This window comes from Candidatus Bathyarchaeia archaeon (assembly GCA_035283685.1).
In the GTDB taxonomy this organism is placed as follows: domain Archaea; phylum Thermoproteota; class Bathyarchaeia; order Bathyarchaeales; family Bathyarchaeaceae; genus DATETJ01.
Genome location: DATETJ010000009.1, coordinates 528,985 through 540,543 on the forward strand (window position 1 = coordinate 528,985; position 11,559 = coordinate 540,543).

Genomic DNA, 11,559 nt, shown 5'->3' on the forward strand with positions numbered 1-11,559 from the left:
GCAAAATGGCTCAGAAGTATTAGAGGAGGAGAGAGACAAAAAAAACAGGGTTCTATTCACACTTTCTTTCACTATCCATCTTTTTCAAGAGTTTGGCAAGGGTTTTTCCTTTTGTTCTCAATTCCCGTTCTGAAACCGTGTGTCCCATCAGGCGTAATTCATCAGCTACTGGACCCTCATTTACCTGATACACAACCGGATAAAGATAGCATCCCAAGGGTCTTTTCCTATAGACTCGGCAATTCCTCTCAGCGAGACTGTAGAAATAGCACCATCCGCCAACGTTCATGAGTCGAATCACAAGATTGTCCAAAACCGAAAACTGGTCTCGGTGATAACCCGCTCCCTCTAGTCTTCTGACGTCGTCACTTGAAAGCTCCATCTCAGTATCCTCACAGCACTTTCCACAATTGGAACAACGATAAGAAGCAAACTTCCCCGTGCGAGTCATAACAAAAGACGGCTAAATTATAGTTGTTTTGGTGGCTTCAAGCTCGCAGATTAAGAAGACTTCCCGCACACTTCCTCTAAGAGTCTCGCAGCGAACAAGGTCAGAAATGAGAGGCTGACAAGGAACGGCTTCTCTCTGGAAAATGATAAAAACGCTCTGAAGCGTAATATTGGGTCTGGTGATGTGTGCGTGTCTCATAAGACCCTCACGTATAGCAAGGAAGCAAGTTTCTTGGCGCCTGAAGAAGCCAACATAGGCGTCATAACCCTGAACCGACCCGACGCCTTAAACGCCCTCAACCTCGAACTCATAAACGAACTCAACACTCTACTCGACGAAGTAGCCAAAGACGAAAAAATCCGCGTCGCCGTCATCACAGGCGCAGGAAGAGCCTTCAGCGTCGGCGCCGACCTACGCGAAGCACAGAAACTTGACCCAGCTGGAGTTCAGAGCTTCATTGAATCCGGACAACGCTTATTCGACAAGATTGAGAATTTTGACAAGCCTGTGATTGCTGCGCTTAATGGTTTCACTTTGGGCGGCGGCGTTGAACTGGCTTTGGCGTGCGACCTACGAATAGCTTCTGAAGACGCCCGCATCGGCAACCCCGAAGTCGCAGTAGGCTTGATTCCAGCGTGGGGCGGAACCGTTAGGCTACCAAAAATCGTGGGCAAAGGCAAAGCAGCCGAACTTATACTCACAGGTGGGCAAATCGACGCCAAAGAAGCAGAACGCATCGGCTTGGTCAACAAGACGGTTCCAGCGGACGAGCTGAATTCAACTGTCATGTGGGCAGCGGGCACAATCGCCAGTCGAGCGCCCATTGCGGTTAAAGAGGCTAAGAAAATCTTGAGCAGGGCTATGGAGATGGGCATGGAAGAAGGAAACAAAATGATGCTAGAAAGCTGCCTGATCTGCTACAAGAGCGAAGACATTCAAGAAGGCGTCAAAGCCATATTCGAGAAACGAGCAGCGCAATTCAAGGGAAAATAAATAAGACCACCTTTCCTTTCATTTCTTTTTCAATCAAGGAGATACTCCAAACTTGACCGGTAGAATAGGCGTTGTTGGCATCGGACACGCCAAATTCGGCAAACGAACCGACGTCACAATAAGAGAACTAGCCTTTGAAGCGGTCAAGCCAGCTTTGGAAGACGCCAAACTCACAACAGCTGAAATAGACGCTTCAGTCGTAGGAGTCGCCGCAGATGTTTGGGCCGCTCAAGGCTCGCCAGGCGCACTCATCCACGAGTACGTGGGCATGGGCAACAAACCCACATTCCGAGTAGAAGCCGCATGCGCCACGGGAAGCGCAGGCATCCGAACCGCATGGTCATTAATCAAAGCAGGACTAGCTGAGGTAGTCCTCGTAGTAGGCGCAGAAACAATGACATGGGTCGGCACGCCAGTAGCCACAGAATGGATGGCGAGAGCTGGAGACACACGCTGGGAATACCCGTTCGGCATCACGTTTCCAGGCTTCTACGCGCTCATGGCTACTCGGCACATGCATGAATTCGGCACCACACGCATGCAAATGTCCGCAGTATCGGTGAAGAGCCACAAATACGGCGCCATGAACCCCTACGCCCACCTACAAAAAGAAGTCACATTAGAAGAAGCAATGAAATCCGTGCCCGTTTGTCAGCCGCTTAACTTATACGACTGCTGCCTCATCAGCGACGGCGCAGCCGCAGCCATCGTAGCCAGCGAAGAAAAAGCCAAAAAAATAACAGACACACCCGTCTGGATGGAAGGCTTAGGCGCAGGCTCAGACACCATGATGATAGCTGAGAGACCCAGCCTAGTCGGACTAGCCGCAACCACCACAGCCGCAGAACAAGCATACAAAATGGCAGCTGTAGCACCGAACGACATCGACGTCGCGTGCACGCACGACTGCTTCAGCATCGCCGAAATCATGAGCTACGAAGACCTAGGCTTCTGCAAAAAAGGCGAAGGCGGCAAATACATCGAACAAGGACAAAGCTACATAGGCGGCAAGGTACCAGTCAACGTGGACGGCGGACTGAAATCAAAAGGACATCCATTAGGCGCCACAGGCGTCTCCATGACCGTCGAGATAACTAGGCAGCTACGCGGCGAAGCAGGAAAACGCCAAGTGCCCAACGCCGAAATCGGACTCACACACAACGTAGGCGAAACCGGACAATACTGCATGGTGCACATCTACAAGAGGTGAAAAGCAAAGTGAAATTCGGCTACGTATCATGGCTACCCGAAACAGAATTCATAGCAAAATTCCTCAAAGCATTGAAACAGGGAAAACTGATGGGCACAAAATGCCCGAAATGCGGCACCAAACACCTGCCACCTAGGCAACACTGTAAATGTGGCTCAACCGAAATCGAATGGTACGAAGCCCCCACCAGAGGCAAACTCTTCACATACACCATGATTACTTATCCACCGGACAGCATGGCAAAATACGCCCCCTACATCGTGGCTGTAGCTGAACTGGAAGACGGCACACGCCTACTAGCCCAAATCACAGGCGTAACCCCAACAACACTCAAGGTTGGCTTACCAGTCCAAGTCGTGCCGCATCAAATAGCAGAAGACCGCATCGCCTACAAATTCAAACCCTTGTAGTCACCTTTATTATGCCGTTTGAATCAGAATACTCCCATGCCCTACGGATTCAGCTTCGACCTAACAAAAATCAGCAAATCCTTCTTCCGAGAACTAGCCAGAATCTCCAGAGAAAAAGAACTCCACAAGCGCTTAGGCGTCAGCGCCAGACATCTGGCAGAAAAATTTCACCTAAGCGAAATAACAGGCTTAGACGTACCCGACGCCCTACAATTAGTCGAAGACCTAGTTGACGTTCAGGTCAGAAACGCTTCCGAACGGGCACGATTCGAAAAAACACAAAACCGAGCCCTCTTCCTGCCCCACTGCTCACGAAAGTACATGGACAACCGATGCCACGCGGTCTTCAACCCAGACATCCCATCCTACAAATGTGGGCATTGCTCAGAAGACTGCCAAGTCAACCTAGCCACAACAATAGGCGAGAAAAAAGGCTACGACGTCTACGTAGTACCCGGAGGCTCATGCATCCACCAAATAATGAAGAAGTACCATTATGAAGGCGCAGTAGGAGTAGCCTGCGGACAAGAACTCAAACTCGGCGGAGAAGCAATCAAGAAGGCAGACTGGAGCGGCCAAGCAATACCGCTAATCAAGAACGGATGCAGCAACACCAGCTTCAGCTTGAAAAGCCTAGAAACCGTTCTATCAACAAATCGGTAAGGACCTCAGCATCTAATACAGTCTTTCAGCTAGCCCATCGAAACCCGAGTCGAAACTCATCATCTGCTTTATACCATTTTTCTTTACGTGCGCCAGCGATATGCAGTCTGAAAAACTCAGTGGATGATCCTTGAACGTTTTGAACTTGTCCCAAGCAACGTCGAAAATGTCTTTCGTCGTCCAAAGCTTCGTAATCCGCGGAGAATCTATGATGTAGCGACCAACGTCGACGGCGAGGTCATGCCTTCTTGTCCTAACCAAAGCAGTGGTTACTGCCTCGTCTATCACATAATCCGATGTATAGATTCTGCCGAAATCACCTTTCAACGCCCGACTCATCAAATCCTTACTTCTAGCATGCAACTCGTCGTCAGCGTTTCGCAACGCAACAAAAACGCCGGTGTCGACAAACACAGCCACGGCGCTATTATCCCCCGTAGAGATATTCGTCTATCCTCTTCGAAGAGTCTTTCACACCCCAATGCATCGGATTCTTCAGGCGTTTCCATGCGGGATCATCTTCTAAGGCAGGCAACTCCTTAAGCCTCCTAACTATGTCTTCTTCGTTTTCCAAGGCGTAATCAACCATCAAACCCACGGCTTCCTGCAGAGTTATTTTCACTCCTTCCTTAAGCAACAGAGAAGCGAGAAACTTGTCCAGCTTTTCTTTCTTGGCATCCTCCATCTTAATGGTTGTAGTCAACTACGCCACCAATATACAAGTATAAAAGTCTACTAATATACCTTTCCACCCAGACTCCCCTCATGAAAACCATGAAATATCGCAAGAAGTGAAAAGACATCAACTCAGAAAACATAAAAGCCCTCAACACCATTGCCTCTACTACAAGGAGAAACCAAAAATGGCCACCTTATCAAAAGAATTCAAGAAAAAAGTCGCCGAACTATACTCTAAAAAAAAGCACAGCCTTGACCAACTAGACCCAAACGCACTGGAACAATTCGCATCCGAAGCGCTCAAAGCCATCCAAAAAGAGAAAGAAAACACCCCATCCTCACACGACATCGAAGTACTGGAACAAGCCATGAAACACCTCAAACAAGACTCAACAAAACTCAAAAACCTACAACCTGACACCGATGACTACGACTTCACCCGCAACGACTGCAAAAACCTACTCAACTCAACACGAAGATGGCTGAAAACAGAAGAACTCATCTAGCCCGCACAAGTTGAGCAGTTATTTTCTTCCCGAAATCCTTGCACTTCGGAAGCTCCCCTTCAACGATAGGACCTTCCATTCCCCCAACCCTCACTGACAAACCAGAAGTGATCAGCTTCAGCCTAGGAACCTTTTCACCCAACTGCGTCTCCATATTCTTCACGGCCTTCTCAAAATCTCGCCCCATATAAGTGTCGAAAACAGCAACCCACTTCGCCTTCAATTCAAGCTCACCCAACTGATCGATAAACTTGGTAATAGGGCGAGCAGGTCTACCCACATGATTCGGCGTCCCAATCAAAATCGCATCAGAACCAGCTACCTTCGCAAGGTCAACCCCCTCGACATCGCTAATAGCAACCTCTATTCCTTCGACCTCTTTCAAACCCTCCACGATCTTCTCTGCCACAAGCTTCGTGTTGCCATACTTCGTGTCATAAACAACGAAAACCTTCACCAAGAGACACCCTCTCCATCAAATCCTTTACCTAGCAGCTAATATCGTTTCACATCATTAACCAGACACGCCACGATGCCGATGCGACAAATATGGGAAGCCAACTCATTCGAGAGACAGATTCAACAGCTCCGTCACATCGTATATTTTCAGCTTAGAGCCGCATTTCGTCATAGCATCGGTTAGGTTGCGCTCACAGAAAGGACACGTTGAAACTGTGGCTTCAACGCCTAAATCTTCAGCTTCCTTCACGCGCTCAGATGCGATCTCCACCGCCCACTCTGGATAGCCCGATTTGACGCCCCCGCCTGCACCGCAACACCACGCGTTCTCTCTGTTACGCGGCATCTCAACCAGCTCTATGCCTGGAATAGCTTGAAGCAACGCTCGAGGCGCATCATAAACGCCCATGTGGCGTCCAAGATGGCACGGATCATGATACGTCACCCGCATCTTAACCTCTTTAGTCGGCTTCAGTTTTCCCTCTTTCAGCAGGCGTTCAAGCAACTGCGTCGTGTGCAAGATTTCGAAGCCGTGCTTCGCGCCTAAAATATCCTCGTACTCTTCCATGTAGTCTTTCTTCCAAGCGCGGTAGCAGCCCGAGCACGTTGTAACAATTGTCTTCGCTCCCAGTTTCTCTGCTTCTTTGACGTTATGCTGAGCCACGTCTTTAGCTGAAACCCAGCCTGTTTCCCACTGTCCCGTGCGCAGAAGCGGCGACGTGCAACACCACTCATCCTGCATTATTGTGAAGTCCAAACCTATCTTCCTGAACACTTCAACCGTGGATTTTGCCAGCTGCTTCTCCCGATAAGACGAAGTGCAACCCACATAGTAAACCGTCTCTGACTTCTCTGGCAATTTGACGTCTGGTGGCAACCAGCTCAGCCGATCCTTATGCTGCCCCAAATACGGGTTGTGCTCCTTGCCGATGGACTCTCCAAAAACCTTGTGCTTGCCTAGAGGACCGACTCCAGCCTGCACAGCGTCAGCTCTCATAGCCTCAATCAGATTCATGATGCGATGCCGGTAGCCAACTTCAGGCTCCTCCAACGTGCACTGCTGCTGACAACTACCACACGTTGGACACGCAAAGATAACATCAAGAATCGCTGGATCCTTAATGTCAACCTTGCCCTCTAACACTGCCCTAGCCAGCCATGATCTGCCGCCCCCAAAAAATGCTTCAAACTTGTACTTCTCACCGGATGGACACGTAGCTTGAAAACTGCCCTTCGGCCAGACGCCTTTCTGATTCGGCCAAGCCCACGTGAAAGTACAGAGACGGCAATGCAAGCAGTTGTAGGCATCTTCCTTATACTTCGCAATATTTCGAGGCGCCATCGTCTACTTCAACTCCTCCCCAGACGCAAGAAGCCCAAGCCTGCCAGGATGCATAATGCCGTTGGGATCAAGCGCCCGCTTAACCTTCTTGAGCAAGTCAAAGTAACCTTCAGCCTTAGCCATAGCCATAGGCGCATGAATCTTCAAGTTAGGACGGTATGGAATGCCACCCATGCCCAAAAACTCCTCAGTCATCTTTCGATCAAGTTCCTCAACCGTCTTGAACTCCTCAGGCTCTTTGGGATCAAACAGCACAATGGGCATGACTAAGGCTTGACGCCCGTGGTCAACCGCAGCCAACCAAACAACAGGCGAAACCTTGTAGCTCTCCATCAGCTTCTCAGCTGCCTCACAGAATTTGCCCGACTCCTGCCACGGCATGTACCAAGTAATGAAGAGTAAGCCGCCGCCTTTATGCCCTGCATATGGCACAGAAATCCTGTTCGGCTTAGTCAACCGAGCAATAATATTCTTCATGTCCAGCTTCCACTCAAACAGGTTCTGCTCTCCATAGTTCTGCTGATGTTTTCTGAGGATCTCAATAATCCTCTCTTTGATGTGGCTCAGCTGCTCAGGTGAGTCGGCACCTAACTCAAAATTCATCCACACGTTGGGCAGGAACTTCGGCTTCGGCGCTGGCGGCCACTGATACCTCGCCCTGCGAGTAGTTGCCAAAGTGTAGTTGCCTCCCTGCGCCAAATCCACCAGCTCAGTCTTCAAAACCTCGAGGCACGGTTCGATCAAGTAGTTCCAGCTGCTGGCGCCAAAAGCCATAACATCCCTGAACTTGGGCAACGGATAAATCTTCACAGCCATCTTCGTGACAACGCCCAGTGTGCCCTGTGCCCCTAGGAACAAGCCGGTCAAGTCGGGACCAAACATCCACTTATAAAACCACTTGGATGCGGGCAAAGCCCCAGCGCCTGTGCGCACCACTTCACCGGTCGGCAGAACAACTTCTAAACCGAGTACAGCGTCTGCCGCAGGCCCATACTTCGTGGACATGAAGTGAAAGCCTCGGTCAAGATGATCGCCCACAATAGTGGCTGAAGGTGGCGCCCCATCAGGAACACCGGGTCGATAATCAGGATAATTATCTTGCATGTGCTTCCAAGCTTGAGCACTCGTTACGCCTGGCTCCACAACAATGTAACGAGCGTTGACGTTGACTTCGATGATTTGGTTCATGCGTCTAAGATCGATCAGAATCGCGTTTTCAACCGTTGGTGTGGCTTCGCCTCCGCTTAAGCCGCCCGAGTGAGGCACCACAGGAATCCTACGCTGATTGGCAAGTTTAAGAATCTGCTGGATTTCCTCAACGTTTTTCGGGCGGACCACAACCGCAGGCGCCTGCGAACTCACGTCCATTATGGCTCGAGTCACATAAGCTTGCATAACGGGATTGGCGTCAGAAACATTCTCTGTGCCCACAACGTCGACTAAGGCTTTAACAATGCTCGGATCCATTTTCAACGATTCCCCAAATAGGGCTTTGATGACAGTGTGAAGAGTTTTTATGTGGTGAATGTTACTTAAAAACGCAACTGAAACAAGGTTTCAAAGAGCGTGTCATCAATGGCATCGCCAGAATCAAGCCCAACTGAAACTCGAAGATTCATGGCGGTATTCTCTGCAGCGTCGTTCCTAAACGACTTCGGCTCAGACATGCTCTACCCGATCTGGCCACTGTTCGTAATCGGCTTCCCCGGAGTAAACATGGCGATCCTTGGCTTCATCGACGGCCTAGGCGACGCCATTGTCTCAATTTCTCAAGCGGGCTCAGGCTACTTATCTGACAAGATTGGGAAGAGGAAAGTGTTTGTGTGGCTAGGCTACTTGTTCGGAGGAACCAGCCGCCTCGGATACGCCCTATCCAGAGTGATCAGTGCGTGGCAGTATCTGATTCCGTTTCGCGTCTTAGACAGGTCAGGGAAAATGCGCGGCGCGCCCAGAGACGCCATAATCGCCGACGTCTCCACAAACCAAAATAGAGGACGAAACTTCGGCTTACTCAGAGCAATGGACAATTTAGGCGCAGTCTTCGGCATAGTAACATGTCTCATCCTAGTGAGCCTTTACGGCCTGGAATTCCTGCCAAACCTGCTCCTGATCGCTTCAGTGCCGTCTCTCATCGGCGCCACACTCGTGTTCGTATTCATCAAGGACAGGAAGACCAACAAGATCTTCAAGGGACTATCACTGAAGGACTTCAGTTTCAATTTCAGACTCTTCCTATTCTTGAGCGCTGTTTTTTCGCTTGGCTCATTCAGCTACTCATTTCTTCTAATCTATGTTGGAAGCCGCAGCTTGGAAACACCGTTTCTACCGTTATTCACTATCCAAATTCTGCTCTATCTACTGTTTACTGTGGTAGCCTCAATTGCCTCCCTGCCTTTTGGATGGCTAGCAGACAAAATGGGCAGAAAAACTGTGTTACTCTTTTCTTTCGTTTTCTGGGCTGTAGTTTGCTTCGGCTTTCCCTATGCGACATCGCTCATCACTTTTGCAGCGTTGTTTGCGCTCTACGGCTTACACAAAGGCGCAATTGAACCGTCGCAGAAAGCCTTGGTTTCTGAACTGTCGCCTACTCAATACCGAGCAAGTACTTTGGGCGCTTTTCAGATGACCACTGGTTTGTTTGCACTTCCTGCCTCGTTCGTGGCAGGCTTGCTGTGGGTTACCGTCAGCAATTTTGCTCCGTTCTACCTCTCCTTAGTTCTAACAGCAACTGCAAGTCTCTTACTCTTGTTCGTTAAGGAAAGCAGTAGATCCTCAAAATGATTTAATAATTGTTGACGAGTTTTTACTCGCGGTTGTTACAGTGCCGTGATATCTGAGCGTTGAAACTATGTCATGCGGCATACTTAAGCTTTATGCCATACGTCATGGCACAAGAACACGGCACGTCGTCCCACGCCCTAAGTATTATTGAGAGAAAAGGGAAAGTTGCGTTGCTCTTTGCCTACGGAGTCAACGCATAAGACTTTTGGATTACAAGCTTCACGTTCTTGTGATGCTTCTTCTCGTCTTCAGCAATGTGAGTAAACAGCAGTTTTATGGCTTCATCGTTGGTTGTGGCTATGACTTTCTCAACATCCTTCAGCATGACTTCCTCCAGCTTGATGTGTCTCTCAAGCTCCTTTCGCATAACCTGCATGTCAACGTAACTTTCAATTCTGGCATCCCAAAGTCTCTCTGGCTTCTCACTTCCAACCATCTTCAAGATCAGCTCGCAAATCTGCGCATGTTTAGTTGAGTCAAGGCGCAATTCTGACAACAGAAGTCTAGCAGCTTCGTTGTGCACTTTCTCTTCCAAAGCCTGAACAGCTTTCACCATGCTTTCTTCAGACAATTTCTGTCTCCTAACAAGCTCGTTGACAGATATTCCTGTTTTCATGATCATTTTCCCCTTTTGTTAAGACAACACTACAGCTCTCAAAACCCATAAAAACTTTGTGAGCCCCTCCCCGGCTCTCGAGGCTAAAGGCTAAGCGACAAAATACCTAATGTAGAAACCTATTCCAGTCACCAAAGCAATCAACCACAACATGAATGTTATCCGCATCCAAGTGCGCACACTGCCAAACTTGCGGAACACAAGCACAACGCCTAGCACTTGGGCAACCAAGCCAATAGAATGATGAACCAACGTCAAAGGAAAGCCAATGGCAGAAGCTTCGTTAACGGCGGCACCCCAGTTCAAGAATAACGAGGGACCCATAACGAGCAAGAGTGACACTGCATTCAATGCAACAAGAACAGTCATAAGACGACCATGAAACTTCAGACTGCTTCCAGTTTTCTTCTTTCCAGATCTGAATCCAGCAAGCAAGATTACTAGGAGAGCAATTTGAAGCAGCAAGTTCAAGTCGGAAAGAACAGATGCACGAGTTCCGAACAGCCCTGACATAACTATCGATATAAGCCTCATTGTCATAAAATATTTCCGTTATCTTCGCTGCTTTCATGTCACTTCAGTCATCTGATCTTGAAATGGTGAAAGGGTTGCAGATTCAAACTGTAGACGCAGGGTGGACAACGCCCATTTCAGACGAGGTTTGGGTGCGTCTGTATGCCGACACAAGGCCCCGTCACCATTTAATAACCAACCTCCAGAAGGGCTTAATTCTTGTGTCAAACCGAAAAGAACTAGTAGGCGAAGGAATCGGACTCGGAGTTCCCGCGGTACGGTACCGAAATAGAACTTACTTCTCAGGCTCGTCTTCAGTGAAGTTCGAGCAGACACGCACTCATGCAACAGCAATAAAGAAGTTCACCCTAGACTTGATTTCTGAGAGAATCCTCAGAAGCACCCATGTTGAAACTGCGACCTATCGCAGAATAGGAAGAAGTTTCGCAGAGTTGTACAAGAAACATAAACATCTCAGACTGTTAATGATTGAAAACCTGCTCAGGCACATTGGTGTGAAGACAGATTTTGTGCACACCACGCCGGCGGGAACTGCCACGATGACATACCGAATTGCCCGGTCACGCATCAAAATAAAGGCTGAGTTCGAGCTTCCCCATCAAAGTGGGCTTCAGAAAATCTACCTCCTAAATGAACAGGGTTCAAAGCACTTTAGAAAATACTCGGATTCAACTGGCACAGTTCTATTTGATAAAGCTATAGGCGCTTGGGAAATCGTCAACGCAGACTGGGCATGCGTTCACAGCGTTGAAGACAAAGTTGGCTTTCGTTTGTGGAAACTTGAAGAAGCCACCTTGTACAAAGGAAGAGAGTTCCTTGATGGCATTTTTGATTGGGTCGGCTTGGATTATGAGGCAAACCCTGGAACTACGTGTTTTGAATACGATATCGAGCTGGTCAGGAGGTAGCCTGAACA

At 48.9% G+C, this 11,559-nt stretch carries 15 protein-coding genes; 7 read left to right on the forward strand and 8 right to left on the reverse strand.

Going from position 1 to position 11,559, the window contains the following annotated elements; all coding sequences use genetic code 11:
- Positions 1–52: 52 nt before the first annotated feature.
- Entirely contained in the window at positions 53–451 is a 399-nt protein-coding gene (locus VJ249_09385) for a YkgJ family cysteine cluster protein (GenBank protein HKZ94773.1), read from the reverse strand.
- 189 nt (positions 452–640) lie between these two features.
- Between VJ249_09385 and VJ249_09390 the strand changes: the two genes are divergently transcribed.
- From VJ249_09390 to VJ249_09405, 4 genes are read left to right on the forward strand one after another with little or no spacing between them, the layout of a single operon-like run.
- Positions 641–1,444, forward strand: a complete 804-nt coding sequence (locus VJ249_09390; GenBank protein ID HKZ94774.1) for an enoyl-CoA hydratase-related protein — start codon at positions 641–643, stop codon at positions 1,442–1,444.
- Between the two features lie 52 nt (positions 1,445–1,496).
- Entirely contained in the window at positions 1,497–2,654 is a 1,158-nt protein-coding gene (locus VJ249_09395) for a thiolase domain-containing protein (GenBank protein HKZ94775.1), read from the forward strand.
- On the forward strand, positions 2,651–3,064 hold the full coding sequence (locus VJ249_09400) for a Zn-ribbon domain-containing OB-fold protein (GenBank protein HKZ94776.1): 414 nt from the start codon (positions 2,651–2,653) through the stop codon (positions 3,062–3,064). Before VJ249_09395 ends, VJ249_09400 begins: the two co-directional genes overlap by 4 nt.
- A gap of 36 nt (positions 3,065–3,100) precedes the next feature.
- On the forward strand, positions 3,101–3,727 hold the full coding sequence (locus VJ249_09405; GenBank protein HKZ94777.1) for a DUF116 domain-containing protein: 627 nt from the start codon (positions 3,101–3,103) through the stop codon (positions 3,725–3,727).
- 12 nt (positions 3,728–3,739) lie between these two features.
- Here the strand turns inward: VJ249_09405 and VJ249_09410 are convergent, their stop codons facing one another.
- Positions 3,740–4,147 carry a PIN domain-containing protein gene (locus tag VJ249_09410; GenBank protein HKZ94778.1) on the reverse strand — a complete coding sequence of 136 codons (408 nt, stop codon included), beginning with the start codon at positions 4,145–4,147 and terminating at the stop codon, positions 3,740–3,742.
- A 7-nt stretch (positions 4,148–4,154) separates the two neighbouring features.
- A complete protein-coding gene (locus tag VJ249_09415; protein HKZ94779.1) occupies positions 4,155–4,430 on the reverse strand; it encodes a hypothetical protein in 276 nt (91 codons plus the stop codon).
- 160 nt (positions 4,431–4,590) lie between these two features.
- On the opposite strand from VJ249_09415, the gene VJ249_09420 reads away from it, so the two are divergent.
- The gene (locus VJ249_09420; GenBank protein HKZ94780.1) at positions 4,591–4,911 is read left to right on the forward strand and encodes a hypothetical protein; all 321 of its coding nucleotides are present in this window, start codon (positions 4,591–4,593) and stop codon (positions 4,909–4,911) included.
- Here VJ249_09420 and VJ249_09425 read toward each other — a convergent pair.
- The 3 genes from VJ249_09425 to VJ249_09435 form a co-directional block, all read right to left on the reverse strand.
- On the reverse strand, positions 4,904–5,368 hold the full coding sequence (locus VJ249_09425; protein HKZ94781.1) for a flavodoxin domain-containing protein: 465 nt from the start codon (positions 5,366–5,368) through the stop codon (positions 4,904–4,906). The genes VJ249_09420 and VJ249_09425 overlap by 8 nt on opposite strands.
- Before the next feature lie 105 nt (positions 5,369–5,473).
- Positions 5,474–6,712: a (Fe-S)-binding protein gene (locus tag VJ249_09430; GenBank protein ID HKZ94782.1), complete on the reverse strand. Its 1,239-nt coding sequence runs from the start codon at positions 6,710–6,712 to the stop codon at positions 5,474–5,476.
- A 3-nt stretch (positions 6,713–6,715) separates the two neighbouring features.
- A complete protein-coding gene (locus VJ249_09435; protein ID HKZ94783.1) occupies positions 6,716–8,179 on the reverse strand; it encodes an FAD-binding oxidoreductase in 1,464 nt (487 codons plus the stop codon).
- Positions 8,180–8,287: 108 nt separating this feature from the next.
- Between VJ249_09435 and VJ249_09440 the strand changes: the two genes are divergently transcribed.
- Positions 8,288–9,493: an MFS transporter gene (locus tag VJ249_09440; GenBank protein ID HKZ94784.1), complete on the forward strand. Its 1,206-nt coding sequence runs from the start codon at positions 8,288–8,290 to the stop codon at positions 9,491–9,493.
- A 181-nt stretch (positions 9,494–9,674) separates the two neighbouring features.
- On the opposite strand, the gene VJ249_09445 is transcribed toward VJ249_09440, so the two are convergent.
- Together VJ249_09445 and VJ249_09450 are read right to left on the reverse strand one after the other, a co-directional pair.
- Positions 9,675–10,064, reverse strand: coding sequence for a hypothetical protein (locus VJ249_09445; protein ID HKZ94785.1), 390 nt, complete (start codon positions 10,062–10,064; stop codon positions 9,675–9,677).
- A 135-nt stretch (positions 10,065–10,199) separates the two neighbouring features.
- Entirely contained in the window at positions 10,200–10,649 is a 450-nt protein-coding gene (locus VJ249_09450) for a hypothetical protein (GenBank protein ID HKZ94786.1), read from the reverse strand.
- A 68-nt stretch (positions 10,650–10,717) separates the two neighbouring features.
- Here VJ249_09450 and VJ249_09455 point away from each other — a divergent pair, with 68 nt between their 5' ends.
- A complete protein-coding gene (locus VJ249_09455) occupies positions 10,718–11,551 on the forward strand; it encodes a hypothetical protein (protein ID HKZ94787.1) in 834 nt (277 codons plus the stop codon).
- Positions 11,552–11,559: the final 8 nt, after the last annotated feature.

Coding starts and splice junctions, on each gene's coding strand:
- VJ249_09440 (HKZ94784.1), top strand. CDS start 8,288: ATGGCATCGCCAGAATCAAGCCCAACTGAAACTCGAAGATTCATGGCG.
- VJ249_09430 (HKZ94782.1), bottom strand. CDS start 6,712: ATGGCGCCTCGAAATATTGCGAAGTATAAGGAAGATGCCTACAACTGC.
- VJ249_09435 (HKZ94783.1), bottom strand. CDS start 8,179: ATGGATCCGAGCATTGTTAAAGCCTTAGTCGACGTTGTGGGCACAGAG.
- VJ249_09420 (HKZ94780.1), top strand. CDS start 4,591: ATGGCCACCTTATCAAAAGAATTCAAGAAAAAAGTCGCCGAACTATAC.
- VJ249_09405 (HKZ94777.1), top strand. CDS start 3,101: ATGCCCTACGGATTCAGCTTCGACCTAACAAAAATCAGCAAATCCTTC.
- VJ249_09385 (HKZ94773.1), bottom strand. CDS start 451: ATGACTCGCACGGGGAAGTTTGCTTCTTATCGTTGTTCCAATTGTGGA.
- VJ249_09450 (HKZ94786.1), bottom strand. CDS start 10,649: ATGACAATGAGGCTTATATCGATAGTTATGTCAGGGCTGTTCGGAACT.